Consider the following 24,805-nt stretch of genomic DNA (forward strand, 5'->3'; position numbering starts at 1 on the left):
CAGCCGTTCTTTTCTCGCAGGCCACTCGAATCCCGGCAATCGCGCGCTATTTTCGTCTGGCCAATCGAATCTCGCCTGTTGACCCCCTACATCCGGTTCTGATTTGAGTACGCAGGCAGAAAGAGTCCCTGAGATATGGCCAAGCGCGCGTTCAACCTGCCCAACATGCTTACCTACGCCCGCATCGTCGCGGTGCCGCTGGTGGTGCTGTGCTTTTTTCTCGAGGGGCATCTGAAATCGAGCGACTTCGCCCGCTGGTCGGCGTTGATCATCTTCCTGCTGGCTTCGATCACCGACTATCTCGACGGCTATCTGGCGCGCGCCTGGCAGCAGACGTCCAACATCGGCAAGATGCTGGACCCGATCGCCGATAAACTGCTGGTCGCCACCTGCCTGCTGCTGCTCGCCGCCGATACGGACCGCCATGCCGGCATCGCAGGCTGGTCGCTGTGGGCGGCAATCATCATCCTGTGCCGCGAAATCCTGGTCTCGGGGCTGCGCGAATATCTGGCGGCATTGAAAGTCTCGGTGCCGGTGACGCAGCTCGCCAAATGGAAGACCGCCATCCAGATGGTCGCCATCGCCTTCCTGCTGGCCGGGCCTGCCGGCGACAAGATCTTCCCGCTGACCACGCAGACCGGACTGGTGCTGCTGTGGATCGCAGCCCTCGTCACGCTCTACACCGGCTACGACTATTTCCGCGCCGGCCTCAAGCACATCATGGACGAGTGAGATGATCACCCGGCTCATTTATTTTGCCTGGGTGCGCGAACGGATCGGCAAGCCTGAGGAAGACGTCGAATTGCCCGCCGGCATCGAGACGGTCGCCGACCTCCTGCGCTGGCTAAAATCGCGCGGCGAGGAATATGGGCACGCGCTGCAATATCCTGATGTAATCCGCGTCGCCATCAATCAGGAACATGTCGAGCATGGCGAAAAGATAGCCGGCGCGCGCGAGATCGCGCTGTTTCCGCCGATGACCGGGGGCTGACACCATGTCCGGCGCGCCGACGGTGCGCATCCAGCGCGACGATTTCGACGTTGCCGCCGAGATCGCGAAACTGACCGAGGGTCGCGCGGACATCGGCGCCGTGGTGTCCTTCTCAGGACTTTGCCGCGACGAGCAGGGCCAGCTGTCGGCGCTGGAACTCGAGCACTATCCAGGCATGGCCGAGGCGGAAATCAGCCGGATCGCCGGCGAGGCGCTTCAGCGCTGGCCGTTGCAAGGCCTGACCGTCATCCACCGCCACGGCAAGATCGCACCGGGCGAAAACATCGTGCTGGTGGTGGCGGCGTCGTCACACCGGCAGGCGGCGTTCGAGGCGGCGAATTTCCTGATGGATTTCCTGAAATCGCGTGCGCCTTTCTGGAAGAAGGAGCACCGCGTGGACGGCAGCGATGGCGGCTGGGTCGAGGCCAAGGACGCCGACGAGCAGGCTGCGGCGCGCTGGAAGGCGCGGCCCGAATAAATCTCGGCGCAGCCATGTATTGACCGCATTCCCTTGGCCAAATCGCATCGGCAAAAAGGGAGCAAGGGCATGCTGGACAGGATCGCCGAATTCTTCGTCTTCGGTTTTGTGCCGCTGGTATCGGCGTTCTGGCCGTTCCCGAGCCTTCCGTCGCCGCCGAGAAAACCCTGAAGGGCGAGGTGATGTATCGCGAGCGCATCGCGCTGCCGCCCAACGCCGTGCTGTCGGTTCAACTTGCCGATGTATCGCTGGCCGATGCGCCGGCCGCCATTGTCGGCGAGCGCAAGGTAGCGCCGGCCGGCCAGGTGCCGATCAAGTTCGAGATCAGCTTCGATCCAACGGTGATCCGGCCCAACATGACCTATGCGCTGCAGGCGCGCATCACCGCCGACGACAAGCTGCTGTTCCTCACGGACTCGCGCTATCAGGTCGATCCGCTCAGCGAGGCGCCGCAGGCCATTGTGCTGAAAATGGTGGCGCCGAGCGACAAGCCGACCTCGGCCTCGCTGTCCGGCCAGAGCTGGCTAGTCGAATATATCGACGGTATCGGCGTGATTTCGGAGCCGCAGGCGACGTTCCGGGTCAGCGAAGCCGGCAAGGCGGGCGGCAGCGGCCCGTGCAACGCCTATTTCGCCACCGCCAAAGTCGATGGCGAGACCATCGTCATCAGCGACATCGGCTCGACCTACAAGGCCTGCGCGCCGGAGATCATGGCCGAGGAAAAGGCCATGTTCGAGGCGCTCGCCAAGGCGGCGTCATACCGTGTCGATGGCGGCAAGCTGATCATCGCCGACAAAGACGGCCGCGACATTTTGCGATTCAACGCAGCGAGTTGATCACGGGCAGCAACGAAAAAGGCCGGCAATGAGCCGGCCTTTTCGATTCAAAGCTGATGGTCGGCTCAGCCGACGATCTCGGTGTCCGAGAACCAGTACTTGATCTCCTGGGCGGCGGTTTCCGGCGCGTCGGAGCCGTGCACGGAATTCTCGCCGATCGACAGCGCGTGCACCTTGCGGATGGTGCCTTCGGCGGCGTTGGCTGGATTGGTGGCGCCCATCACTTCGCGGTTCCTGGCGATGGCGTTCTCGCCTTCCAGAACCTGCACGATGGTCGGCGCCGACGACATGAATTCCACCAGTTCGCCGAAGAACGGACGATCCTTGTGGACGGCGTAAAACCCTTCGGCCTCGCGGCGGCTCATCCATACCCGACGTGAGGCAATGACGCGCAGGCCGGCCTCTTCCAGCATCCTGGTGATGGCGCCGGTAAGATTGCGCCGGGTCGCGTCCGGCTTGATCATGGAAAAGGTGCGTTCGATCGCCATTGGTCATCCTTGTGATGAAGAGAGGAATTGGGTGATGAAGAGAGGAATTGGGTGATGAAGAGTGGAATTGGGAGTGGCGGGCTCTATACAAGCCGCCCGGCCCATTGCCAAGGGGACGCGCCCCGGCAGCGTTATTCGGCCGCGACCGCCCGCATGGCTGTTCGCAACGCTCTGGTCAAAGGCAAGGCTTTGCGGGAAAATGGCGATTGCGCAGGCACGCACGGTTTCGAAGGGAAATCAGCGGAACGGAAAGACATCGGACCATGTTTGACGGGACGCGCTGGCCCTACCACCACCTCAGGCCGGGCGACATAAAAGGGAGCCTATTGGTTATCGGCATTTTTGCTGCCGTGGGCCTTGTTCTGCTGCTCTTTCTGGGTCGCCGCACAGATACGAACTTCGGCTTCGGCCCCGAATGGCAATGCACGCCGATGCCGAAGGGCGACCCGATCTGCGTCAAGCTGGTCGGCAAAGAAGAGACGAAGTGATGGGCAGCCTTACCGCCTGATCACCACCGGCTGCCGCCGCTGCTCCCAGCCCTCGCGTTCCAGCGTCGGCAGATCATGCTCCTCGCTGGCATAGCCGAGGCAGAAATAGCCGATCAGCGTCCACTCAGGCGGGGTGTCCAGGATTGCGGCCATCTCGGCGGCGTCGAGGATCGACACCCAGCCCATGCCGATGCCTTCCGCCCGCGCCGCCAGCCACAATGTGTGCACCGCCATGACGGCCGAATAGTCGATGGTTGCCGGCATCGTCATGCGGCCGAGCCCATGGCCCTGTTGCGTCGTGCGGTCGGCGAAAACCGCGAACTGGCAGGGCGCTTCATTGAGACCGGCGAGCTTCAGCCGGGCATAGAGAGCGGCGCGCTCGCCCGAAAAGCATGCCAGCGCCTCGGCATTGCAGCGCTCGAAACAGTCTCTCACCGCGCCCCGCCGCTCGGCGCTGTCGACCACCACGAAGCGCCACGGCTGGCTGAGACCGACGGAGGGCGCGATGCAGGCAAGCTCCAGCAGCCGCTCCAGCGTACCCTCTGGCAAAGCCGTCCGCTCGAAGCGCCGCACATCCCGGCGCCAGCGCAGCAGCGTGACCAGCCCGGCGCGAAAATCATCGGTGAAATCGGGGGGTGGTGGCATGGCGATCAGGAGACTTGTGTGGGGAATAGGCAGTAGGCAGTAGGCAGTAGGCAGTAGGCAGTAGGCAGTAGGCAGTACAGCGCTCGGACCCTATTGCCTACTGCCTATTCCCTAAGCTGCTGCCGCCGCCTCCTTCCAGCAATGCGGGCTGAACGGACGGGTCGCGTCGTGTCCGACGAGTTCATGGAACAGAATGGTCATTGGCGGCTGCGCCCTCGCGGTCTAATTAGTCGCCTGCGGCTGAAGCGGAACTCGTCGGCGGGAAAAAAGATGAAACAGCATTTCATGATGTTCGCGGCCTACAATCAATGGGCCAATGGCCGCATCTACGATGCCGTGACCGAGCTCGACGAGGAAGAGTTCAACCGCAATGTCGGTGCCTTCTTCGGCTCCATGATGGGCACGCTCAATCATCTGCTCGCCACCGACCGCATCTGGATGAAACGCTTCACCGGCGAGGGTGACGCGCCGACGAAGCTCGACGCCATCCTGCACCGGGCGCTGCCTGGCCTCAGGCTGGCGCGTGAGGCCGAGGACAGGCGGATCGCCGACTGGGTGGGCGCCTTGAGCGACAAGGCCTTGTCCGGCCGCTTTTCCTACATGACCGTTTCCGACATGCGCACCGTCTCGCAAAGACTGGCGCCGGCGCTGGGCCACGTCTTCAATCACCAGACCCATCACCGCGGCCAGGCGCACGCCATCCTGACCATTCTCGGCCGGCCTTCGGTGCAGCTCGACCTGGCGTTTTTCCAACGCACCGACGAAGGCCGCGCCTACGCCTGATTTCTTGACCGCGGTTTGCGTTGAAGACGCCGGACGCGACATCCCTCGGTGCTTTGTGCCATCTGCGACCTGGCCGCCGATCCCAGTGAACCGCCTCTGGACGCGACGGACAGCGCCAAAGCCTCAACCTCCAGCCTGAATCCCAAGCCGGGTTTTTGAAGCCCGTGGTTGCACGACGCTGCCAGGTGGCTTGTGCCGCCCTTTGGCGCCGCCCCTTGCTCGGCCGGCCGCTACAACCGGCTCCATTTTTCAGTAGAGTTTCTATTTAATAAATTCAACAAAGTTTAAATATTGAAGCAAAAACATATTTTTTTTTAGAAACCGAGTACACTGATTGAGAACTACAACGGCCTATGTCGAAAAAAATAAAGAAACTATAAGGAAGACTCGTGCGTAGCTGTGAGTGCATAAGCATATGTCTGCTTTGGTTTGCTGGCATGTTGCAATGCACAAAGCAGAACGGCAACAAGGAGAGTGTCATGGTTAATATCACTCAGAAAATCGCTAGAGCACTGGCGGCGGGTGCAATTATCGTTATTTTTGCCGCTCCCGCGAATGCAGGAGGCGGAATTGGCGTCGGTGTCGGCGCATCTATCGGCGGTGCTGGCGGCATCAATGCAGGTGTTGGCGCTTCGATCGGCGGAAGCGGCGGGGTCAAGGCCGGTGCCGGCGCCTCGGTCGGCGGCAGCGGCGGTATCAAGGCGGGTGCTGGCGCAACGGTCGGCGGCAATAGCGGCGTTACTGCGGGCCTCGGCGCCTCAGTCGGCGGTAGCAGCGGCATCAAGGCCGGCGCTGGCGCGACGGTCGGCGGAGCCGGTGGCATCAAGGCCGGTGTTGGGGCCACGGTCGGCGGCAGCGGAGGTATCAAGGCCGGTGTCGGCGTCAACGTCGGCAGCGGCATCAACGTCGGTGTCGGCGTCGGCATTGGCGGAACGCCGGGCATGCCCGGTACCCCCGGCACTCCAGGAACTCCTGGAACACCAGGCACCCCTGGGACACCCGGTGTCGTCGCCAGCATGTCGAACAGCCAGCTGACACGTATGAAGAAGCGCTGCGTCGATGTGCTCGCCAGCGAGGGCACCTACGACAGCGATCTGCGGCAGCTATGCCTTATGATCTCGCGTCGCTGAGACAGGTTTCGCCGGGAGTGTCGAGCCAACCGTGAGGCTTTACGGCACTCTCCTACCGCATGGCCCAGACTTCCCGAGGGACATGCGCTGACGAGAAGCCTCCGGCCAGTCGGAAAGCCCGCCGCGCAAGTGGCGGGCTTTTTGTCGCCACTCACAAGGCAACCGATCGCGCCTTTCGATTGCCGGAGCGTTTTATCGTTTAACGGAAACGGTGAAACGCGCTATCCCTTTGTCTTGGCAATTCTCAGGGAAAGCGCTGCGCACTTTTCCCGGGAAAGTCGCTAGCGCTTTTGCTGGCATTGATCTGGTTAACCACATTCGAATTGCAGGTAAGATTTTAGGGTTTCATTTGTGTTCCCGCTGCAAAATGGCGAACACAGTGGGAGAAATGGCATGCGGGTCGATCTTTCGCCCACGAGCTTGGGCAGGGTCATAGCAGTCACGGTTGTCGGCACGGCGATCTGTATCGCGGCGGCCTTCCTTGTCGATTCCTACAATTTTCCGTCGCTGTCGCCCGAAGCGTTGCGCTGGGCGCAGCTCACCGACCTGTTGCTGCCGCTCGTGCTGGGTGGATCGTTCTTCTCTTTCCTGATGTACAAGATGCGCCAGCTGGCGATCGCCCAGAAGAATCTGAGCATCGTCGCGGCGACCGACAGCCTGACCGCGGTGTTCAACCGCGGCGCGTTTTCGATGCTGGTCGAGGCCTATCTCGAACAGGCGCGCAGCCAGGCCGTCGTCGATGCCGGCGCCCTGCTGATCGTCGACGCCGATCATTTCAAGACCATCAACGATCGATTGGGCCACGATTGCGGCGATCAGGCGCTCAAGCTGATTGCGCAGACGATCAAGGCCCAGTTGCGCGGCGCCGACATCGTCGGGCGCATCGGCGGCGAGGAGTTCGCCATCTTCCTGCCTGGCGCCGACCCGTCGCAGTCCTGGCTGGTTGCCGAGGGGATCCGGCGGCGCATCCGCGAGGTCGAGTTTGCCCCGGATGGACGGCCCTGTCCGCTCTCGGTGAGCATCGGTGGCGTCGCCTTCAGCGGACCCACCACCTATGCCGACATGTTCCTGACGGCCGACCGGCACCTCTACAAGGCCAAGTCCAACGGCCGCGACCAGGTCAGTTTCGAAACGACCGGGCCGCGCGCCCTGCTGGCCGGTGATCCGACGTTGCATTGAAATGCGGGCGCCAGGCGAGGCTCCGGTCGGGCGCAGGCGCTTTTCAAACGGATCGCGGCAATGCGACCTGGAACACGCAGCGGCGCCGTCAGCTTCCATGGTGTCGACTGCAGCAGGCCTCGTTCCTTAACGCAAGTGTTTCGGTCTAATGGTGGCGCTGCGATCCGTTGGCCTGCCGCATCGATATGATGCCTTCAGATGTACCTAAAATAGTCCTCGCTTGCTGCGTCCGCCGCTGCTTGCGGGTTGGCCGTCCATTTCTGCTTCGAGGTGTGGATCAACCCGATGGCGAAACGGTGGCTGCAGCGTCGCTCGCTATCGCGCGTGGTACCCGCCTCGGCGGCTTGTACCGTTATCCACTGCTCATAGATCGGATGAGTCAGTGATCCAGAAGTCGGCCTAAACTGTTGGAACGACAATTACTTAGAGAACAAATAATCCGTAGAGTTTCCGTTGTTCCATCCTTTCATCAAGATCATGATATATTCAACTTCCTGATCAGCCATAATGGATTTGTGTCTGACGTCTCAAAGGCCAGTTAATATCTCAGAGATGGGCAAGCATCTGCAAAAACTCAAAGGAATTTTAACACGGCATCTAGGCCGGGGGCCTTTTCACTCCTCGAGTTCGCCTCAAGGTATGGATGCGTGACGCGGCACCTTGTAAAGGATGAAGACATCGATCTCGTCAGTTCCGATTATCCACAAGCGATTTCTTTCCTGGCTAACGAATTCAAGATTAAAGCCATTCAGTCGCGATCGATACCGGAGGAGGGTTTTGGCAGGCTCTATGATGCAGTCCTTGCGCTTTCATTCTTTTCCCACATGCCGATAACAACTGGGCGCGATGGCTGGTGCGTCTGTTCAGCTTTGTGCGGCCTGGTGGCATTCTGGTTTTCACAACTCACGGCTCGCGATCCCTGCCTCTTCTTCAAATGGAGACGTACCGAGTGAATTTGGCTTTCGGTTTGCATTGAACAGTGAACAGGCCGATATCGCGGTTGAGAATACGGCATGATGGCCATGGAACTTGGGTTCGTGATCAAACATCTCAAGACGCTTCCAATGCCGAGTTACTCCAAGATGAAGTGGACGCTTGGTGGGATCACCAAGACGTGTTGTCGTTCGACGTCTGCCGGCAAGTCCGAGTGATCTTTTTGCTGGGCAGGCCCGGTCCCGGCCGTCTCAGACGGCGTAGCCGCCATAACCATGTGCGACCGGCTTGACCGAGACGGCCGGCTGGACCGCGGGCCAGAGGATGCCTGCCGTGACTGCAAAGGTGATCAGGGCATCGCGTGCGGCCTCAGTCGAGATTTCGCCGGCGCGTGCCGCCTCGCAAGCCCTCACGGCCGCGCCATAGCTCAGGCGCCGGCGTGACGGCGGAAATTCGGTCAGGAAATCATGCATCTCGAACAGCGAGGCGAGCATGCGTTTGTGGCCGGCGCCAACGCTAACGGCAACCGGGGTGAAGAACATCGCGTCGTGCATTCTGGCCTCTCTGGATGGGCGGAAGGGCGGCGGCCGCCGCCCTCCGATCGCGGGTTGGACGCCAGAAAACGCGGCTGGCGGCCCGAGGTTCCCTGAGAGATGCCATGACAGGACGATTTGCTCTTGAGGTCGCTCCCTGCCGGCATTCGCGGTTGCGGCTATTTCCACATGCCGCGCATGCGGGCGCCGAGGTCGACGCGGACTTCAGGTCTGTGGCGCGGATCGTCCTTGGCGTGGACGCTCGCCCACGACGTCTGCTCGAAGGCGCCGAGGATCGAGGCCGGGATGAAACGGGTTCGCGAGGCATAGACGTGGCGGTCGCCGCGCGCTGCCTGGCCGTGAGTGAAGAAGCGCTGCGGCGTCACCAGATGCAGGCCGTCCTTGGCCCGCGTCATCGCGACGTAAAGCAGCCGGCGCTCCTCCTCGATGTCTTCCTTGGTGCCGACGCCGAGATCGGCCGGGATGCAGCCATCGACGGTGTTGAGCACGAAGACGTTCTTCCATTCCTGGCCCTTGGCCGAATGAATGGTCGACAGGATCAGATAGTCCTCGTCGCGGTGCGGCGGCCCGGCCTGGTCGCTGGTCGCATCCGGTGGATCCAGCGTCAGCTCGGTCAGGAAGCGCTCGCGCGAAGCATAGCCGGAACCGATCTGCTCGAGCTGCATGAGGTCGGCTCGCCGCGTCGTCGCATCCTCGTGGATGCGCTCAAGATGCGGCTCGTACCACAGCCTGACCTGTTCGAGATCGGCCGGCCATTTCCCCGACCGGGCGCGCAGGCCGGAATAAAGCGCAACGAAGGCTGGCCAGTCCTCAGCCGCGCGTTGCGGCGGCCGGTAGCGGGCCAGCCCCATTTCCTCGTCGAGCGATGTCGCCATGGTCTCGACGATGGTGCTCGCCGCCGAAGGGCCGATGCCGGGCAGGAGCTGCAGCACGCGGAAGCCGGCGACGCGGTCGCGCGGGTTCTCGGCAAAACGCAGCACCGAAAGCACGTCCTTGACATGGGCGGCGTCGAGGAATTTGAGCCCGCCGAACTTGACGAAGGGGATGTTGCGGCGCGTCAGTTCGATCTCCAGCGGGCCGCTGTGGTGCGAGGCGCGAAACAGCACCGCCTGCGATTTCAGCACCGTGCCGGCCTCGCGCTCGGCCAGGATGGCCTGGCAGACATAGTTCGCCTGCTCGGCCTCGTCGCGCACGCTGACCAGTTTCGGCCTTTGCGAGGATTTGCGCTCCGACCAGAGGTTCTTGGTGAAGCGCTCCGACGCCTCCGAGATGACCGCATTGGCTGCCGCCAAAATAGTCTCGGTCGAGCGGTAGTTGCGCTCCAGCATAATGACATCGGCGGCTCGCGCGAATTGTTGCGGGAAATCGAGGATGTTGCGCACTTCCGCGGCGCGAAACGAATAGATCGACTGCGCGTCGTCGCCCACCACTGTCAGTCCGGCGCCGTCCGGCTTCAGCGCCGAAAGGATCGAGGCCTGCAGCCGGTTGGTGTCCTGGTATTCGTCGACCAGCACATGGTCGAAGCGCGAGCCCAGATGCGCCGCGATCTCCGGCTCGGCGGCCATCTGCGCCCAGTAGAGCAGGAGGTCGTCGTAATCGAGCACGTTCTGCGCCTGCTTGGCCTCGACATATCCGGCGAACAGCGCCTTCAGTTGTTCGGCCCAGCCGGCACACCACGGAAAGGCCGAACCCAGCACCTCGCCAAGCGGCGCCTGCGCGTTGACGGCGCGCGAATAGATCGCCAGGCAGGTGCCCTTGGTCGGAAAACGGCTTTCGGTCTTCGAGAATCCAAGTTCATGCCGGGCAAGATTCATCAGGTCGGCGGAATCCTCGCGGTCGTGAATGGTAAAGGCCGGGTCGAGGCCGATCGTCAGCGCATAGTCGCGCAGCAGCCTGGCGCCGATGCCGTGAAACGTACCGGCCCAGGCCAGCGCGTCGGCGATGACGGACGCGTCTCGGCCCAGCACCTCGCCGGCGATGCGTTCGACCCGCCTGGCCATTTCGGTGGCGGCGCGGCGCGAGAATGTCATAAGCAGAATGCGTCTGGGATCAGCGCCCTTGACGATTAGATGCGCGACCCGGTGGGCGAGCGTGTTGGTCTTGCCGGAGCCGGCGCCGGCGATCACCAGCAGCGGCCCGGCGATCTGGCCGTCGCCATGTTCGACGGCGAGCCGCTGCTCGGCGTTGAGCTTCGCCAGATAGGCGGGCTGCAAGGACGAATCATTGATGGCGATGGTCATCGCCTATCAAGCATCGTTTCCGCTTTGTTCGCAACGGGCCGAAGTCGCCCCTATCGCCGTGGCGCGACACCCGTCGCCGCCGACTGGCGCCGCAATGTGGCGCGTTCGTCGCCAGGCACCGGCAACGGATCGAAATTGTCGGGCACGTCCTTGATGATCTCCTTGGCGATGCGATAGGTCGCGTAAGCGAAAAGGCCGGTAATGAGCAGACGGATCATGGCGCGATCTCCTTTGGGCAACCAACCTCAGAGCCGCCGTTTGGTTCCAGCCGACGCGGCGTCGTTTGCGAGCGTGCAACCAAAGCCGAACCACCTCGTTGCCTTATGAAGGAGAGGGCAGACCTAGGAGGTCGCCATGAAGAGGCTTCTGATTCTGTTGGCCGCCAGCTTGGCGCTCGCCGCCTGCGACGGTGACATCCAGCCAACCAAAGCCCCGGTGCTCGACCAAACCCCGCAGACGGATTCGGCGCCAAAGCCGGCGGCCAGCGGCGATCAGCCGGCGCAATGATCGTTTTAGCGGGACGATAAGGCTGAGGTAGCCTTCGGGAGAAGAAGGCCGGCGCCGCTTGGGAGGTGAGCTGATAGCGCCGGCCAGGCGGATATCAGGTCCGCCGCAACAACCGAAGATAGCTGAGTCTCTCGCCTGCGTCATGAGGTGGGCCGCATCGACCTGCTTCATGACGGCGCTTCTGCACAAAACAACTTCGATGTCAGATGGCGTGTGGAACGAAACTCGGCGGGAGGACGTCAGGCCATCGCCTGCCGCAGCACCGGGCCGCCGGCAATCCCGGCGTCCAGCTGGCACTGCGTCAGCGCCGCCTCGGCCATGATCCACTGCTTGAACAGTTCCACCTTGCGCGTGTAGGGCGCGGTGACCGGGCAGACGAAATACCAGCCGGCGGTGTTGGGGTGATGCACGGCAAACGGCGCCACCAGCCGCTCTGCGCGGATCTCGCTCGCCATATAGGCGCGGTTGGCGACTGCAAAGCCCATGCCGGCATTGGCCGCCTCATAGGACATCATGCAGGAATCGAAATAGATGCTCTTGGTCTCGCCGAGCACGGAACTCGCGCCGGCAAAACCCAGCCACGACTGCCAGTTCTGTGTGCAGGTGTCGGAATGCAGCAGCGTGAAATGCCTGAGGTCGTCGGGCGTCACCTGTGACGGCGGCGTGTCGCCGAGAACCTCGTGGAACAGCTTCCTGCTGCACACCGGCGTCAAATCCTCCTTGAACAGCAGGTCCGCCTTGAGGTCGGGAAAGCTGCCGTCGCCATAGCGGATCTCGAGGTCGAACTCGGAGGTGGCGAACTCATTGGTGGCGTAGGAGGTCGAGACCCGCATTTCGATTTCGGGATATTGCCGCTGGAACAGCGGCAGGCGGGCAAACAGCCAGCGCGCCGCGAACGTCGGCAGTACCGAAATCTTCAGCACATGCGCCTGCGACTGTCCGGTCGCCTCCATGCTGGCCGCCACGATGCGCTCCAGCGCCTCGCGAACGCGCGACACATAGGTCTCGCCTTCGGGTGTCAGCGACACCGCATTGCCGCCGCGCTGGAAGATCTTGAAGCGCAGCTGGTCCTCGAGGCTTTTGACGCGCTGGCTGACGGCGGAAGCAGTAATAAACTGCTCTTCGCCCGCGCGCGTGAAGTTACGGTGCCGGGCGGCACTTTCGACAATCTTCAGCGAATTGAGGTTGACCTGACTGAGCAGACGCACGCGTTTCGACCTTAAGCTGGGCTTACACTAGCACCAGCATTCCTAATTTTACAGGGGTGGGGAAATTAATCGACAGTTTACCAAGTGATGCCCCCATCCTGGAGAAGTAGAATGAACGCCCATACCATACCTGAACTGCGCTACGCGATGAGCCGAGAAGCCATTATCGGCCATGAGACGGCCTGGAAAGTGTCGGGTTTCGGCGTTGCGCAGTATCTGCATGGCTACGACCCGGCGCTGCTGGCGGCGATCGAAGAGGCGGCGTTGAAGCTCAAGGCCAGCCACGCCGTGCACAAGCACCTCGACCTGACGTTCATCACCGGCGCCGATCGTTTCATCCCGGAGATCAAGGAACTGCTGCACGACAAGCTGCGGCTGGAGCGTCTGTCCGACATGATGGGTACCAAGCTCGAGCCCTATCCGCTGTCGATCGTCGGCTCGACCGTCACTTTCATGAATCCCAAGGACGGCGCCGTCGATTGGCATTGCGACGGTGTCCCGGTCACCGAACTCATTCCGCTGTCGATCAGCAATCCGCTGGTCGGCGGCCATCTCGAAATCTACTGCGACGATTCCGAGACCGGCCGCGCCATCCTTGAATCCGGCCGCGAGATTCCGCGCAACCAGGTCATGCGCATCGACCACAAGAAGAACTACGCCACGCTCGGCCAGTTTCTCGGTGTGCTGCACCGCACCGCGCCGATACAGCTCGGCTCGCGCGTCACGCTGGTCCTCAACCAGCGCTCTGTGGCCAAGCCCTACGTCGACGACAATCGCATGTTCTATCTCGCAGCCGACAATGATCACGATCGCGAATGGGTCAACGAACTGGCCGAAGACGTCTGGACGAACCAGCTGCCGGCCTATCGCCGCTTCGAGGAAGAGCGTCCGGTTGCGGCGGCGACCGATGCGCCGGTCCCGGGCGGATCAAGGGAATCATGGTAGCCAGGGCATAGAAGTGGACGCCGGTTTGACCGTCGGTAACATCATGGTCGGCGATAAGGACAAGGCACCGTCGCGCCGATTCCGGGATGGATCCGGCTCGCCATCGGCCCTGGTCTTCGCCGCCGGCGCGGTCGCCCTGTGGTCGACCAACGCGCTGGTCGGCAAATCCCTGCTGGCCAGCCATCCAGTATCGCTCGTGCAGTTGCTGCAATTTTGTGGAGCGGCTCTGGTGTTCGCCGTCATCCATCTGGCGAGCCGGAAGGGGGACACGCAAGACGCAGCCTTTTCCAAGGGTGCTGACGGCACCCTGGCGCCGGTCGCGGTCGGCTTTATTGGCCTGGTCGGCACCATGGTGCTGCAATACATCGCCTTTGCCTCCATGCCGGTGATCGAGGCCAATCTCGTCGCCTACACCTGGCCGCTGATGGTCGCGGCGGCGGTCATCGTGCTGGGCAAGCGGCAACGCCCCGTGCTGCTGGGGTTGACTGCCGTGCTCGGCTTTGTCGGCGTGGCGCTGGTGATCTCGGGTGGTCGCGGCCAGCCTTTTCTCCAAGGCAGCATCGTCGGCTATCTCGCTGCCTTCGGCTCGGCGCTGTGCATGGCCTTCTATTCGATTGCGGTCGCCCGCCTGGCCACACCGTCGGAGCGTTTGCTTTTGCCTTCGGCGTTGGTCGGCGTCGGCCTGACCTTGCTGTGGTGTATTCACGACGGCGCTGCCTGGCCATCCAGTGAGCACCTCCTGCTTGGCCTCTATCTCGGTGCCGGCCCGATGGGGCTGGGATATTATTTCTGGTCGCGCGCCTTGAAGCTTGAAGGCGGCGGCAAGGTTGCGGTCATCGCCTATCTGACCCCGATCGCATCGACGCTGCTGCTGACACTTTCGGGCGAAAGGCTGACGCTGACCGCGATAGCCGGTGCGGTCCTCGTCATCGGCAGCTGTATTGCGGTGGGCATAGAACGCTCGGAGGCTGAACATGCTTGACGACGATGAACGCCTCGCCAGACAGGAAGCATTCTGGCTGCTCAAGGAGTTCGGCGCCGAGGCGCCGCTCTACGCCGCCATGAAGGCCGAAAAGGCGATAGAGCAAAAAGATTTCGGCCGGTGCGCCCGCTGGAAGCGCATTCTGGACATACTGGCCGACTCTAAACCTGCGGCGTCCGTGCAGTTGAAATCTGCTGGCGCGAAGTGGGCCGTTTCCAAGTATTAGATTTTCTAATTTGCAACGTTGCAACCTGTTGTGGAAACATCCTCCTGTTCCGATTCTTGATCGTTTATTGAGACTTTAGCGACCCGTTGGGGGGTGCAGCTAGGTCGATACATCAAGAGAAGTCTTAAAAAAAGCCGGCAACTTCATGACCGGCGGGAGAAACAGAATTGCACACCATCGACAGCAAGACCGCTATTGAACTGACTGCTGACATCGTCTCGGCCTATGTCGGCAACAATCCTCTCCCTGCGTCTGGCCTGCCGGATCTGATCGCCAGCGTCAGCGCATCGGTGCGCAAGCTGGGCAGCATTGCCGCCGTGGAAAGCCCCGCGCTGAACCCGGCTGTCAATCCGAAGCGGTCGGTGTTTCCCGACCACATCGTCTGTCTTGAGGACGGCAAGAAATTCAAGTCGCTGAAGCGCCACTTGATGACCGACCATGGTCTCAGCCCGGAGGAATATCGTGGCAAATGGGGCTTGCCGTCGGACTATCCGATGGTGGCGCCGAACTACTCCGCGACCCGTTCGGCACTGGCCAAGTCTTCGGGCCTCGGCCGCAAGCCGGCCGTTCCGGCCGCCGCGGCCAAGGTGACGAAGCGCAAACCCAAAGCCTGAACCAGGCAGCCTCTGAAAAGTCAGTCTGCTGTTTGCAATGGACGGCGCGCTTAAGGCGCGCCGTTTTCATGCCTTATGCCCCCGCCGGCGCCCAGGCCCTTGCGAAGCGCCGCCCTCCCGTGCAAAAGCCCCGGCATGCTTATCATCAACGATCTTTCGCTCCGCATGGCCGGACGCTTGCTTCTCGATCATGCCTCGCTGACCTTGCCAGCCGGCACAAAGGCCGGCCTCGTCGGCCGCAACGGCACCGGCAAGACGACGCTGTTCAAGGCCGTCACCGGCGACTTTCCCTCCGAGACCGGCTCGATAAGCCTGCCCAAGAACACCCGCATTGGCCAGGTGGCGCAGGAAGCGCCCGGCACCGAGGAGCCGCTGATCGAAATCGTGCTCAAGGCCGACCTCGAGCGCACCGCATTGCTCGAGGAGGAAAAGACCGCCACCGACGCGCACCGCATTGCCGACATCCATATGCGGCTGGCGGATATCGATGCGCATTCGGCGGAATCTCGCGCGGCCACCATCCTCGCTGGCCTTGGCTTCGACGACGCCGCGCAGCGCCGCCCGGCCTCGTCCTTCTCCGGCGGCTGGCGCATGCGTGTGGCGCTCGCCGCGGTGCTGTTTGCCGAGCCCGACCTTCTGCTGCTCGACGAGCCGACCAACTATCTCGATCTCGAAGGCACGCTTTGGCTGGAAAACTACGTGTCGAAATATCCGCACACGGTGCTTCTGATCTCGCACGATCGCGACCTGCTCAACCGCGCCGTCAATTCCATCGTTCATCTCGACCAGAAGAAGCTGACCTTCTGGCGCGGCGGCTACGACCAGTTCGAGCGCCAGTACACCGAGCAGAAGGAATTGCAGGAGAAGGGCCGCGTCAAGCAGGAAGCTGCGCGCAAACACATGGAGTCCTTCGTCGAACGCTTCCGCGCCAAGGCTTCGAAGGCGAGACAGGCGCAGTCGCGCATCAAGGCGCTGGAGAAGATGAAGCCGATTGCCGCGATCGTGAACGACACGGTGCGGCCGTTCTCTTTCCCCGAACCGGTGAAAACGGTGGCGTCGCCGATCATTGCCTTGAACAACGTCAATGTCGGCTACACCGAGGGCCAGCCGATCCTGAAGAAGATGACGTTGCGCATCGATGCCGACGATCGCATCGCGCTGCTCGGCGCCAACGGCAACGGCAAGTCGACCTTCGCCAAGCTTCTCTCGGGCCGGCTGAAGCAGGAAACCGGCACCATGACGGTGGCGCCGGGCCTGAAGGTGGCGATCTTCGCGCAGCATCAGCTCGACGATCTCAGGCCTGATGAAAACGCCTACGAGCATGTCCGCCGGCTGATGCCGGAGGCGCCGGAATCCAAGGTACGTGGCCGCGTCGCCCAGTTCGGTCTCACCACCGAGAAGATGAACACCGCCGCCAAGGACCTGTCCGGCGGCGAGAAGGCGCGCCTGCTGATGGGCCTGTCGGCCTTTGAGGGGCCAAACTTGTTCATCCTCGACGAACCGACCAACCATTTGGACATCGACAGCCGCGAGTCCCTGATCCATGCGCTGAACGAGTTTCCCGGCGCCGTCATCCTCATCTCGCATGACCGCCATCTGCTGGAAGCGACCGCCGACCGGCTGTGGCTGGTCAAGGACGGGGCGGTCAACCCGTATGACGGCGACCTTGAGGACTACAAGACGCTGGTCACCGGCGTGTCCGGCGACCGACGCGGCAAGCGCGAGGCCGAGAAGGCATCCAAGGCCGATCGCCGCCGCGATGCCGCGGCGCGCCGCGCCGCCTTCGAGCCGCTGGCAAAGGAAATCCGCGCCACCGAAGCGCTGATGGACCGCATCCGCAAGCGCATCGACCTGATCGAGGATGAACTCGCCAATCCGGCGGTATACGAGAAGGATCCATCGACGGCGACCCGGCTGGCCAAGGAGCGCTCGCAACTGGCACAGCAGCTTGCCGGTCACGAGGAAAAGTGGCTGACCATGTCGGCCGAGTACGAGGAAGGCACGGCGGAGTAGGGGGGAGGCGCCGTCTCCGTGCTAGCGGATGCTGTCACGTCTGATTGTGTGTTCTAAAAGAAAGCGCCGCGCGGCAGCACACATTTTTTGTGGCTGGTTGTAGATAGCTCGCGAGACGATGAGTCGGACGTCCCAGCCGTCAACGATCGTGTTTATGCCGCACCTTGGCGTCGAGGAGCATGGATGCACCTGGTCGGCAATTCCGTCTTCCACGATACTGCTGTCGTAATCATCATCGCGGATGCAGTATTCATCGGATTTAACTCTGGGATAGAGGCTACTGTTGCTTAAAGTGATATTCAAAAAATTGTCCTTAAGCCGTGCGGGATCGGACAACACAGCCGGCGTCAATTGATCCATCTTGAGGTCGATAACCGTCTCAAAATCTATGAAAAAGGTTCTTCGCGCGGGCCATTCATACCAGCGGCTTTCTCTTCGTCCTCCCGGGGCGATCGCACCGTTGGTGCCTATCTCTATGGTCACGAACGCTCGTGGCAAGACGACGCGCCACTCAAGGGGCTTTGCCTCAGGCGGAAGACGTTTGCCCCCTTTGAACGGGGTTCGTAGTACGACCCCATAAGGCTCCATGCTTTTGGAAATCATACGAGATGCGCCGAACATTGAAGTGGTGAGGCTTGCGAGAGCCCCGCCCAACAGGAGCAAGGCGCCTGACAATACGACAACCGCAAGAACCAGCCCGACCGCGAGCTTTCGATATTTCATGGATACGGTCCTTCAAAGCCATCTCCATGAATACCCTAGGAAACCAATATCCGCAGTTGAATTTGAGATATGAGCCTAACAGCATGCTAAGCGAGGTGCAGCCCAGCGCCGCGCCGCCTTCGAGCAGCTTGCCGGCCATGAGGAGAAGTGGCTAACCATATCGGTCGAGGATGAGGAAGGCACGGCGCAGTAGGGAGCGGTCCTCCCTTCTCCCCTTGTGGGAGAAGGTGGCCGAGCGAAGCTCGGTCGGATGAGGGGTGTTCCAGGGAACGCCAACGTCTCACTCCGCTGGAACACCCCTCAACCGTCTCGGCGCTGTGCGCCGATCCACCTTCTCCCACAAGGGGAGAAGGAAGAGGTGCCATCTGGCCCTACACGTCGCCGTCATAAACGGTTAGTTTGACCCCATGAACCAGCACGCCAAGCTCCGCATCGGCCACTCCGCCTGTCCGCATGATTGCCCGTCGACCTGCGCGCTCGAGGTCGAGCTGCTCGATGGCAACCGCATCGGCCGTGTCCATGGCGCCAAGTCCAATACGTATACGGCTGGTGTGGTCTGCGCCAAGGTCGCGCGCTATGCCGACCGTGTCCACCATCCCGACCGGCTGCTGAAGCCGCTTGTTCGCGCCGGGGCCAAGGGCGCCGGCGTCTGGAAGGAATCCAGCTGGGAAGCGGCACTCGACCTCGTCGCCGAGAAATTCATCGCGGCCGAGAAAAAATACGGCTCCGAGACCGTCTGGCCTTATTTCTATGCCGGCACGATGGGGCTAGTGCAGCGCGACGGCATCGACCGGCTGCGCCATGCGAAAAAATACTCCGGCTTCTTCGGCTCGATCTGCACCAATCTGGCCTGGACCGGCTGGATGATGGGAGCGGGCGCCTTGCGCGGTCCCGATCCGCGCGAGATGGCGAAGTCCGACTGCGTGGTGATCTGGGGCACCAATGCCGTGGTCACGCAGGTCAATGTCATGACCCACGCCATCAAGGCGCGGAAGGAGCGTGGCGCCAGGGTCGTCGTTATCGACGTCTACGAGAACGCCACGATGAAGCAGGCCGATATGGGCCTTGTGCTGAAGCCCGGCACCGATGGCGCGCTGGCTTGCGCGGTCATGCATGTGCTGTTCAGGGAAGGCATGGCCGACCGCGCCTATCTCGAAAGATACACCGACGATCCGAAGGGGCTGGAAGCGCATCTGGAGACGCGCACGCCGGAATGGGCGTCCGCCATCACCGGTCTTGCCGTCACCGAGATCGAGGCTTTCGCACGCCTCGTCGGCACGACGAGGAAAACCTATTTCCGCCTCGGCTATGGCTTTGCCCGCCAGCGCAACGGCGCGGTCAACATGCACGCGGCATCCTGCATCGCCGCCGTCACCGGCGCCTGGCAATATGAGGGTGGCGGCGCCTTCCATTCCAATTCCGGCATCTTCAAGCTCAACCAGGATGTGCTGGAAGGCACCGCGATGCGCGATCCCAATATTCGCCATCTCGACCAGTCGCGCATCGGTCCGGTGCTGACCGGCGCAGCGGACGCGCTTTACGGTGGCCCGCCGGTGACGGCGATGCTGATCCAGAACACCAACCCGGTGAATGTCGCACCCGAGCAGCGGCTGGTGAAACATGGTTTTCTCCGTGATGACCTGTTCACCTGCGTGCACGAACAGTTCATGACCGACACGGCAAAGCTTGCCGATGTCGTGCTACCGGCAACGATGTTCCTCGAGCATGATGACGTCTACAAGGGCGGTGGCAACCAGCACATCACGCTCGGTCCCAAGCTGATCGAACCGCCGGAAGGGCCGCGCACCAACCACTTCGTCATCGAGCAATTGGCGCAGCGTCTCGGCGTCTCCGACCGGCCGGGCTTTGGCCTGACCGAGCAGCAGCATATCGACATCATCCTCGGCAAGCGCGGGCTGGGCTCCTTCGCCAGCCTCAAGGAAGACAAATGGGTCGACCTGCAGCCGGATTTCGAGGCGGCGCATTTCATCGATGGTTTCGGCCATGCCGACAAGAAATTTCACTTCCGCGCCAACTGGAGCGGGCAGGCGGCGCCCAACCGGCCGCCGAAAAGCATGGGCCTGTTCGGGCCGGTGGCGGAACTCCCCGAATTCCCCGACCATGTCGACCTGATCGAGGTCGCGAATGCCGAGCATCCGTTCCGGCTGACGACATCACCGGCGCGCAACTTCCTCAATTCGACCTTCTCGGAAACGCCGGTGTCGAAGGCCAAGGAAGGCCGGCCGGAATTGTTGTTGCATCCGGACGACGCTGCCGCGCTTGGCTTGGGCGACGGCGACCGTATCGAGGTCGGCAACCGGCGCGGCGAGGTGGTGCTGCACGCAAAGCTGTTCGAAGGCCTCAAGCGCGGCGTGGTGATCGCCGAGGGCATCTGGCCAAACAGCGCCCATGAGCGTGGCGAAGGCATCAATGTGCTCACCGGCGCCGACGCACCAGCGCCCTATGGCGGTGCGGCCTTCCACGACAACAAGGTCTGGCTGCGGCCGGCTGGCTGAAGCAATTCCAGGAAAAGTGTGAGCGGTTTTCCGTCCGGAATTGCGTAAAAGTGACTGGCTATCCCGGCAGAGGCACCGTCAGCCCCACCTTGACACGGTCCATGGCAACGAAGGTGCGGAATTTTCGGACATTCTTGCTGTCGAAGAACAGTCTGCGCGTCAGGGCCTCATAGGCCCCCATGTCGGCCGCGGTGATGACTAGGATGAAGTCGGCCTCGCCGGTGACGTAGTAGCATTGCTGCACTTCGGGCTCTGCCGAGAATTGCCGCTTGGCCGCGTCGATCAGGTCCGAGCGTTCGCTCTCCAGTTCCACTTCGACGAAGATGGTGATGGGATGGCCGACCGCCGCCGGGTCGACCACGGCGACATTGCCCGCAATGACGCCGGACTGTTCCATGCGCTTGATGCGCCGCTGCACCGCCGGCGCCGACAGGTTGACGGCTTCGCCGATCAGCCGCTGCGGCGTCGTGTTGTCCCGCTGCAGGATGGCAAGGATGGCGAGGTCGAAACTGTCGAGCGAAGGCGATCGAGGCAAAGCGCTATCCTGGCGAAACAAACTTGCATTTCGAAGCGCCAATAACAGCGCTATTTGCGCCTCGGCTGCAATATGATTTCGTCACACCCAAAGGAGGCCACCCGTGTTCCTGCTCAACAGCAATGCCTTGCACCGTCGGCCGCTCGATCCGGTCGAGGCCGAAACGCTGGGGAATGCCGGCGCCGATACGGTCGAGCGCTTTCTGGCCCATCGCGACAATCACCTGGCAACTCCGTTGCATGCATTGCCGACGCTGGCCGGCGAACTCGGCCTCGGCGCCGTCCACATCAAGGATGAAGGCTTTCGCCTCGGTCTCGGCAGTTTCAAGGCGCTCGGCGGCGCCTATGCCGTTTTTCGACTGGTGCTGGAGGAGGCGAGCCGATCGCTTCATCGGCCCGTTGACGTGGCCGATCTCAACCGGTTCGACGTCCGGGCGGTCGCTGCCGGCATGACGGTTGCCTGCGCCACCGACGGCAATCATGGCCGCTCGGTCGCGCAAGGTGCACAGTTGGTTGGCGCGAAAGCGGCAATCTTCGTTCACGCCGGCGTCAGCGAGGCGCGCATTGCAGCAATAGCCCGCTATGGCGCCGAGATGATCCGCGTCGACGGCAATTATGACGACTCGGTCAGGCAGGCCGCCGAGGTTTCAGCGGAGCAAGGCTGGACCGTGGTGTCCGACACCTCCTGGCCGGGCTACGAGCGCATCCCCGGTCTGGTCATGCAGGGCTATACGGCGATCGTGCGCGAAGCGTTGGGCCAGTTGCCGCAGCCGCCGACCCATGTCTTCGTGCAGGCCGGTGTCGGCGGTATTGCCGCCGCCCTGGCCGGCCATCTCGCCATCGTGCTCGGTGACGCCAGGCCGACCTTCATCGTCGTCGAGCCGGCCCGCGCCGCCTGCGTTGTCGCAGCCGCCCGGGCGGGCCACGTGGTCAAGGTCGCACACGATCAGCCGACGGTGATGGCGATGCTCGAATGCTACGAGGCCTCGCAAGTTGCCTGGCGCGTTCTGGCGCGGGTTGCCGATGCCTTCATGACAGTGGATGAGGAGGAGGCGGTCGCGGTGATGCGGCGGCTGGCACGGCCGGCTGGCAATGATCCAGTGATCGTCGCCGGCGAAAGCGGCGGCGTCGGTCTGGCCGGGCTGATCCGGGCGGTGGCCGACCACAAGGCCGCGCTCGGGCTCGACGACAAATCCCGCGTGCTGCTGATCAACACCGAAGGCGCCACAGACCCGCATCGCTATACCGAGCTGGTCGGGCAGAGTCCCGCCGATGTGCTGGCCGGCAAGCTGAAGGCCGAGGCATAGCCATGATCGGGATCGATGCACAGCGTCTGCTTGGCCGCATCCGGGAACTCGGCGCCGTTGGCCGCGACAGTGAGGATAGGCTGATCCGGCTCGCCGCCTCCGACACAGACAGACAGGGCCGTGACCTCTTTGTCGGCTGGCTCAGGCAGGCCGGGCTGGAAGTCGCCATCGACCGGGTCGGTAATATCTTCGGCATCTGGCAAAGCCCCGACAATGCCGGGCAGGCGCCGCTGCTCATCGGTTCGCATATCGACACCGTTATCGATGCCGGCATCTATGATGGCTGCTACGGCGTGCTGGCCGGGCTGGAGGTGATCGAGACGCTGCAGGCTTCGGGCTTTTCGCCGTCGCGCCCGGTCGCGGTCGCCGCTTTCACCAATGAGGAAGGCGTGCGCTACACGCCTGACATGATGGGCTCGCTATGCCATGCCGGTGGCGTCAGCGCCGAGGCCGTGCTGGCCGCCATCGGCACGGATGGCAGCGTGCTCGGCCAGGAGCTCGCCCGCATCGGCTATGCCGGCGACCGCGAACCCGGCTTCCTCAAGCCGCATGCCTATCTCGAACTTCATATCGAGCAAGGGCCGGTGCTGGAGCGTGAAGGCGTGCCGATCGGCGCGGTCGAGAATTTGCAAGGCATTTCCTGGCAGCGCATCACCATCGACGGCGCCGCCAACCATGCCGGCACCACGCCGATGTCGATGCGCAGCGACGCCGGCCACGCCGCCGCCCGCATCATCACCTTCCTGCACGATCGGGCCAGGGCTTCAAATGGGCCAACCGTGGCCACGGTCGGCACGATGCGCTTCGAACCCAACGCCATCAACGTCATTCCCGCGCGCGCCGTCTTCACCATCGACCTGCGCGATCCCGACGAACAGCGCCTGCAGGCGCATGAGGCGGCCCTTGCTGCCTATCTCGAGGAGCTTGAGGTTTCGGAGAACGTATCGATCTCGGTCGAGCGGCTCGCCCGTTTCGAACCGGTGCTATTCGACATCGGCATCGTCGAACGGATCGAGGCGGCCGCGAAGAACCGCGGTCTCGGCGTCAGGCGCATGACATCGGGCGCCGGCCATGACGCGCAGATGATGGCCCGCCTCGCGCCGGCGGCAATGATCTTCGTGCCGAGCGCCGGTGGCATCAGCCACAATCCGCGCGAACACACTGAAGATGCCGAGCTTGTCGCCGGCGCCAACATCCTGCTTGATGTCGCCAGTGAGCTTGCAAAATAGGTCGGGGAGAAAATGGCTGAGCTCGATCGTGATGTGCTGAAGCAGGAAATGACCGGCTGGCGGCGCGATTTGCACGCGCACCCCGAGTTCGGCTTCGAGGAAAAGCACACCGCTGCCTTTGTCGCCGCGAAGCTGCGCGAATTCGGGCTGGACGATGTTGCAGAGGGGGTCGGCGGCACCGGCGTCGTTGGCACGTTGAAGCGCGGCAGCGGCAACCGGGCGATTGCGCTCAGGGCCGACATGGATGCGCTGCGCATCACCGAGCAGTCCGCGACAGCCTATGGCTCGCAGAACCCCGGCATCATGCATGCGTGCGGTCATGACGGCCACACCACCATGCTGCTCGGCGCGGCAAAGCTGCTGGCCGCCGAGGGTGGTTTCGACGGCACCGTGCGTTTCGTTTTCCAGCCGGCCGAGGAATGGGGCAAGGGCGCGCTGGCAATGCTCGATGACGGGCTGCTGCAGCGCTTCCCCTTCGACGAGATTTTTGGCCTGCACAACATGCCGGGCCTGCCCGTCGGGCATTTCGAGACCCGTGCCGGCCCGTTCATGTCGGCGGAGTACAATTTCGAGATCGTGCTCAAGGGGATCGGCGGCCATGCGGCGCGGCCACATTCCGGGAACGAGACGCTGGTCGCCGCCTGCGCGCTGGTCACCAATCTGCAGACCATCGTCTCGCGCCGGCTGAGCCCGGCCGACATTTCGGTGGTTTCGGTGACCGAACTGATCACCGACGGCACCCGCAACGCCTTGCCCGGCCCGCCCGCATCCTCGGTGACGCCCGCAGTTTTCGTCCCGAGGTCAGCGCCGAGATCGAGCGCCAGATGCGGGTCATCACAGCGGGTACCGCCGCCGCCTACAATGTCACCGCCGACGTGACCTATAGCAGGGAATTCGTGCCGCTGCAGAACGATGCCGACCTGGTGGACGCGGCCTTTGTCGCCGCAAGGCGCGTGCTGGCCGATGGCGCCGCCAGCATCGCGGCGGAGCCGATGACCGCCTCGGAGGATTTCGCCCGCTTCCTCGATCACGTACCGGGCTGTTTCGTGTTTCTCGGCAATGGCGAGACCTCGCCGCCGCTGCACAATTCCAGCTACGACTTCAACGATGACGGGCTGTTGCACGGCACGGATTTCCATATCGCGATCGTCAGGCAAAGACTGGGCGGCGCGATCGGGAAATGACGCCTGATCGCCTTCGCAACTGGCCCAAGCGGCACTGCTATCGCCAGCCAGCACCCAGGTTTAGGGAGATTG

The 24,805-nt window shown here is 62.7% G+C and carries 26 protein-coding genes and 2 pseudogenes; 19 read left to right on the forward strand and 9 right to left on the reverse strand.

What is annotated here, in order from left to right; all coding sequences use genetic code 11:
- Nucleotides 1-135: 135 nt before the first annotated feature.
- From pgsA to AC3CCE_RS28925, 4 genes are all read left to right on the forward strand, one after another.
- A complete protein-coding gene (gene pgsA / locus AC3CCE_RS28910; RefSeq protein ID WP_023673449.1) occupies nucleotides 136-732 on the forward strand; it encodes a CDP-diacylglycerol--glycerol-3-phosphate 3-phosphatidyltransferase in 597 nt (198 codons plus the stop codon).
- A gap of 1 nt (nucleotide 733) precedes the next feature.
- On the forward strand, nucleotides 734-991 hold the full coding sequence (gene moaD / locus AC3CCE_RS28915) for a molybdopterin converting factor subunit 1 (protein WP_352512265.1): 258 nt from the start codon (nucleotides 734-736) through the stop codon (nucleotides 989-991).
- Nucleotides 992-995: 4 nt separating this feature from the next.
- Nucleotides 996-1,469, forward strand: a complete 474-nt coding sequence (locus AC3CCE_RS28920; RefSeq protein ID WP_352512263.1) for a molybdenum cofactor biosynthesis protein MoaE — start codon at nucleotides 996-998, stop codon at nucleotides 1,467-1,469.
- A gap of 182 nt (nucleotides 1,470-1,651) precedes the next feature.
- On the forward strand, nucleotides 1,652-2,305 hold the full coding sequence (locus AC3CCE_RS28925) for a YbaY family lipoprotein (RefSeq protein ID WP_352512261.1): 654 nt from the start codon (nucleotides 1,652-1,654) through the stop codon (nucleotides 2,303-2,305).
- A gap of 65 nt (nucleotides 2,306-2,370) precedes the next feature.
- On the opposite strand, the gene ndk is transcribed toward AC3CCE_RS28925, so the two are convergent.
- The gene (gene ndk, locus AC3CCE_RS28930) at nucleotides 2,371-2,793 is read right to left on the reverse strand and encodes a nucleoside-diphosphate kinase (RefSeq protein WP_192259008.1); all 423 of its coding nucleotides are present in this window, start codon (nucleotides 2,791-2,793) and stop codon (nucleotides 2,371-2,373) included.
- A gap of 263 nt (nucleotides 2,794-3,056) precedes the next feature.
- Here ndk and AC3CCE_RS28935 point away from each other — a divergent pair, with 263 nt between their 5' ends.
- Nucleotides 3,057-3,281 (forward strand): hypothetical protein, encoded by a 225-nt coding sequence (locus AC3CCE_RS28935; protein ID WP_023747895.1) that lies wholly within the window; start codon nucleotides 3,057-3,059, stop codon nucleotides 3,279-3,281.
- 9 nt (nucleotides 3,282-3,290) lie between these two features.
- On the opposite strand, the gene bluB is transcribed toward AC3CCE_RS28935, so the two are convergent.
- Together bluB and AC3CCE_RS28945 are read right to left on the reverse strand one after the other, a co-directional pair.
- Nucleotides 3,291-3,926, reverse strand: a complete 636-nt coding sequence (bluB, locus tag AC3CCE_RS28940) for a 5,6-dimethylbenzimidazole synthase (protein ID WP_352512260.1) — start codon at nucleotides 3,924-3,926, stop codon at nucleotides 3,291-3,293.
- A 114-nt stretch (nucleotides 3,927-4,040) separates the two neighbouring features.
- Nucleotides 4,041-4,127, reverse strand: a pseudogene (locus tag AC3CCE_RS28945) (glutathione S-transferase family protein); the annotation flags it as partial.
- Nucleotides 4,128-4,196: 69 nt separating this feature from the next.
- Between AC3CCE_RS28945 and AC3CCE_RS28950 the strand changes: the two are divergent.
- From AC3CCE_RS28950 to AC3CCE_RS28965, 4 genes are all read left to right on the forward strand, one after another.
- A complete protein-coding gene (locus tag AC3CCE_RS28950; protein ID WP_023747893.1) occupies nucleotides 4,197-4,709 on the forward strand; it encodes a DinB family protein in 513 nt (170 codons plus the stop codon).
- A gap of 479 nt (nucleotides 4,710-5,188) precedes the next feature.
- Entirely contained in the window at nucleotides 5,189-5,839 is a 651-nt protein-coding gene (locus AC3CCE_RS28955) for a hypothetical protein (protein ID WP_352512258.1), read from the forward strand.
- Between the two features lie 393 nt (nucleotides 5,840-6,232).
- Entirely contained in the window at nucleotides 6,233-7,018 is a 786-nt protein-coding gene (locus tag AC3CCE_RS28960; RefSeq protein WP_023705331.1) for a GGDEF domain-containing protein, read from the forward strand.
- 647 nt (nucleotides 7,019-7,665) lie between these two features.
- Complete coding sequence (locus tag AC3CCE_RS28965; protein ID WP_352626465.1) at nucleotides 7,666-7,971, forward strand: hypothetical protein; 306 nt, start codon at nucleotides 7,666-7,668, stop codon at nucleotides 7,969-7,971.
- Nucleotides 7,972-8,202: 231 nt separating this feature from the next.
- On the opposite strand, the gene AC3CCE_RS28970 is transcribed toward AC3CCE_RS28965, so the two are convergent.
- The 3 genes from AC3CCE_RS28970 to AC3CCE_RS28980 all read right to left on the reverse strand — a co-directional run bounded on the left by AC3CCE_RS28970 (nucleotide 8,203) and on the right by AC3CCE_RS28980 (nucleotide 10,963).
- Nucleotides 8,203-8,505 carry a DUF982 domain-containing protein gene (locus AC3CCE_RS28970; protein WP_023670262.1) on the reverse strand — a complete coding sequence of 101 codons (303 nt, stop codon included), beginning with the start codon at nucleotides 8,503-8,505 and terminating at the stop codon, nucleotides 8,203-8,205.
- Between the two features lie 158 nt (nucleotides 8,506-8,663).
- Nucleotides 8,664-10,745: an ATP-dependent helicase gene (locus AC3CCE_RS28975; RefSeq protein WP_023735480.1), complete on the reverse strand. Its 2,082-nt coding sequence runs from the start codon at nucleotides 10,743-10,745 to the stop codon at nucleotides 8,664-8,666.
- Between the two features lie 50 nt (nucleotides 10,746-10,795).
- Nucleotides 10,796-10,963 (reverse strand): hypothetical protein, encoded by a 168-nt coding sequence (locus tag AC3CCE_RS28980; RefSeq protein ID WP_023670264.1) that lies wholly within the window; start codon nucleotides 10,961-10,963, stop codon nucleotides 10,796-10,798.
- A gap of 136 nt (nucleotides 10,964-11,099) precedes the next feature.
- Here AC3CCE_RS28980 and AC3CCE_RS28985 point away from each other — a divergent pair, with 136 nt between their 5' ends.
- The gene (locus AC3CCE_RS28985; protein WP_023693936.1) at nucleotides 11,100-11,252 is read left to right on the forward strand and encodes a hypothetical protein; all 153 of its coding nucleotides are present in this window, start codon (nucleotides 11,100-11,102) and stop codon (nucleotides 11,250-11,252) included.
- Nucleotides 11,253-11,491: 239 nt separating this feature from the next.
- Here AC3CCE_RS28985 and AC3CCE_RS28990 read toward each other — a convergent pair whose 3' ends face one another.
- Nucleotides 11,492-12,460 carry a LysR substrate-binding domain-containing protein gene (locus AC3CCE_RS28990; RefSeq protein WP_352518949.1) on the reverse strand — a complete coding sequence of 323 codons (969 nt, stop codon included), beginning with the start codon at nucleotides 12,458-12,460 and terminating at the stop codon, nucleotides 11,492-11,494.
- Between the two features lie 111 nt (nucleotides 12,461-12,571).
- Here AC3CCE_RS28990 and AC3CCE_RS28995 point away from each other — a divergent pair, with 111 nt between their 5' ends.
- From AC3CCE_RS28995 to AC3CCE_RS29015, 5 genes are all read left to right on the forward strand, one after another.
- Nucleotides 12,572-13,405: a hypothetical protein gene (locus tag AC3CCE_RS28995; RefSeq protein WP_352518950.1), complete on the forward strand. Its 834-nt coding sequence runs from the start codon at nucleotides 12,572-12,574 to the stop codon at nucleotides 13,403-13,405.
- Between the two features lie 25 nt (nucleotides 13,406-13,430).
- Entirely contained in the window at nucleotides 13,431-14,387 is a 957-nt protein-coding gene (locus AC3CCE_RS29000) for a DMT family transporter (RefSeq protein ID WP_352560211.1), read from the forward strand.
- A complete protein-coding gene (locus tag AC3CCE_RS29005; protein ID WP_352626468.1) occupies nucleotides 14,380-14,613 on the forward strand; it encodes a hypothetical protein in 234 nt (77 codons plus the stop codon). The genes AC3CCE_RS29000 and AC3CCE_RS29005 overlap by 8 nt, the downstream gene beginning before the upstream one ends.
- 167 nt (nucleotides 14,614-14,780) lie before the next feature.
- Nucleotides 14,781-15,227, forward strand: coding sequence for a Ros/MucR family transcriptional regulator (locus AC3CCE_RS29010; protein ID WP_023670270.1), 447 nt, complete (start codon nucleotides 14,781-14,783; stop codon nucleotides 15,225-15,227).
- Nucleotides 15,228-15,362: 135 nt separating this feature from the next.
- Nucleotides 15,363-17,240, forward strand: coding sequence for an ABC-F family ATP-binding cassette domain-containing protein (locus AC3CCE_RS29015; RefSeq protein WP_352518952.1), 1,878 nt, complete (start codon nucleotides 15,363-15,365; stop codon nucleotides 17,238-17,240).
- A 21-nt stretch (nucleotides 17,241-17,261) separates the two neighbouring features.
- On the opposite strand, the gene AC3CCE_RS29020 is transcribed toward AC3CCE_RS29015, so the two are convergent.
- Nucleotides 17,262-17,963, reverse strand: a complete 702-nt coding sequence (locus tag AC3CCE_RS29020; protein WP_352626471.1) for a hypothetical protein — start codon at nucleotides 17,961-17,963, stop codon at nucleotides 17,262-17,264.
- A 407-nt stretch (nucleotides 17,964-18,370) separates the two neighbouring features.
- Between AC3CCE_RS29020 and AC3CCE_RS29025 the strand changes: the two genes are divergently transcribed.
- Nucleotides 18,371-20,479 (forward strand): molybdopterin-containing oxidoreductase family protein, encoded by a 2,109-nt coding sequence (locus AC3CCE_RS29025; RefSeq protein WP_352626473.1) that lies wholly within the window; start codon nucleotides 18,371-18,373, stop codon nucleotides 20,477-20,479.
- A gap of 58 nt (nucleotides 20,480-20,537) precedes the next feature.
- Here the strand turns inward: AC3CCE_RS29025 and AC3CCE_RS29030 are convergent, their stop codons facing one another.
- Nucleotides 20,538-21,014 carry an Lrp/AsnC family transcriptional regulator gene (locus tag AC3CCE_RS29030; protein ID WP_023689068.1) on the reverse strand — a complete coding sequence of 159 codons (477 nt, stop codon included), beginning with the start codon at nucleotides 21,012-21,014 and terminating at the stop codon, nucleotides 20,538-20,540.
- A 103-nt stretch (nucleotides 21,015-21,117) separates the two neighbouring features.
- Between AC3CCE_RS29030 and AC3CCE_RS29035 the strand changes: the two genes are divergently transcribed.
- The 3 genes and pseudogenes from AC3CCE_RS29035 to AC3CCE_RS29045 all read left to right on the forward strand — a co-directional run bounded on the left by AC3CCE_RS29035 (nucleotide 21,118) and on the right by AC3CCE_RS29045 (nucleotide 24,733).
- The gene (locus AC3CCE_RS29035) at nucleotides 21,118-22,320 is read left to right on the forward strand and encodes a diaminopropionate ammonia-lyase (RefSeq protein ID WP_023705323.1); all 1,203 of its coding nucleotides are present in this window, start codon (nucleotides 21,118-21,120) and stop codon (nucleotides 22,318-22,320) included.
- Nucleotides 22,321-22,322: 2 nt separating this feature from the next.
- Nucleotides 22,323-23,549, forward strand: a complete 1,227-nt coding sequence (locus AC3CCE_RS29040; RefSeq protein ID WP_352626475.1) for a Zn-dependent hydrolase — start codon at nucleotides 22,323-22,325, stop codon at nucleotides 23,547-23,549.
- Between the two features lie 12 nt (nucleotides 23,550-23,561).
- Nucleotides 23,562-24,733: pseudogene (locus AC3CCE_RS29045) on the forward strand (amidohydrolase).
- The last annotated feature ends 72 nt before the right edge of the window (nucleotides 24,734-24,805 follow it).

It is taken from the genome of Mesorhizobium sp. P160187, from assembly GCF_057766425.1.

Excerpts from the sequence above, each read along its gene's own strand:
- pgsA (WP_023673449.1), top strand. The coding sequence starts at position 136 with ATGGCCAAGCGCGCGTTCAACCTGCCCAACATGCTTACCTACGCCCGC.
- moaD (WP_352512265.1), top strand. The coding sequence starts at position 734 with ATGATCACCCGGCTCATTTATTTTGCCTGGGTGCGCGAACGGATCGGC.
- AC3CCE_RS28920 (WP_352512263.1), top strand. The coding sequence starts at position 996 with ATGTCCGGCGCGCCGACGGTGCGCATCCAGCGCGACGATTTCGACGTT.
- AC3CCE_RS28925 (WP_352512261.1), top strand. The coding sequence starts at position 1,652 with ATGTATCGCGAGCGCATCGCGCTGCCGCCCAACGCCGTGCTGTCGGTT.
- ndk (WP_192259008.1), bottom strand. The coding sequence starts at position 2,793 with ATGGCGATCGAACGCACCTTTTCCATGATCAAGCCGGACGCGACCCGG.
- AC3CCE_RS28935 (WP_023747895.1), top strand. The coding sequence starts at position 3,057 with ATGTTTGACGGGACGCGCTGGCCCTACCACCACCTCAGGCCGGGCGAC.
- bluB (WP_352512260.1), bottom strand. The coding sequence starts at position 3,926 with ATGCCACCACCCCCCGATTTCACCGATGATTTTCGCGCCGGGCTGGTC.
- AC3CCE_RS28950 (WP_023747893.1), top strand. The coding sequence starts at position 4,197 with ATGAAACAGCATTTCATGATGTTCGCGGCCTACAATCAATGGGCCAAT.
- AC3CCE_RS28955 (WP_352512258.1), top strand. The coding sequence starts at position 5,189 with ATGGTTAATATCACTCAGAAAATCGCTAGAGCACTGGCGGCGGGTGCA.
- AC3CCE_RS28960 (WP_023705331.1), top strand. The coding sequence starts at position 6,233 with ATGCGGGTCGATCTTTCGCCCACGAGCTTGGGCAGGGTCATAGCAGTC.
- AC3CCE_RS28970 (WP_023670262.1), bottom strand. The coding sequence starts at position 8,505 with ATGCACGACGCGATGTTCTTCACCCCGGTTGCCGTTAGCGTTGGCGCC.
- AC3CCE_RS28975 (WP_023735480.1), bottom strand. The coding sequence starts at position 10,745 with ATGACCATCGCCATCAATGATTCGTCCTTGCAGCCCGCCTATCTGGCG.
- AC3CCE_RS28980 (WP_023670264.1), bottom strand. The coding sequence starts at position 10,963 with ATGATCCGTCTGCTCATTACCGGCCTTTTCGCTTACGCGACCTATCGC.
- AC3CCE_RS28985 (WP_023693936.1), top strand. The coding sequence starts at position 11,100 with ATGAAGAGGCTTCTGATTCTGTTGGCCGCCAGCTTGGCGCTCGCCGCC.
- AC3CCE_RS28995 (WP_352518950.1), top strand. The coding sequence starts at position 12,572 with ATGAACGCCCATACCATACCTGAACTGCGCTACGCGATGAGCCGAGAA.
- AC3CCE_RS29005 (WP_352626468.1), top strand. The coding sequence starts at position 14,380 with ATGCTTGACGACGATGAACGCCTCGCCAGACAGGAAGCATTCTGGCTG.
- AC3CCE_RS29015 (WP_352518952.1), top strand. The coding sequence starts at position 15,363 with ATGCTTATCATCAACGATCTTTCGCTCCGCATGGCCGGACGCTTGCTT.
- AC3CCE_RS29020 (WP_352626471.1), bottom strand. The coding sequence starts at position 17,963 with ATGAAATATCGAAAGCTCGCGGTCGGGCTGGTTCTTGCGGTTGTCGTA.
- AC3CCE_RS29025 (WP_352626473.1), top strand. The coding sequence starts at position 18,371 with ATGAACCAGCACGCCAAGCTCCGCATCGGCCACTCCGCCTGTCCGCAT.
- AC3CCE_RS29040 (WP_352626475.1), top strand. The coding sequence starts at position 22,323 with ATGATCGGGATCGATGCACAGCGTCTGCTTGGCCGCATCCGGGAACTC.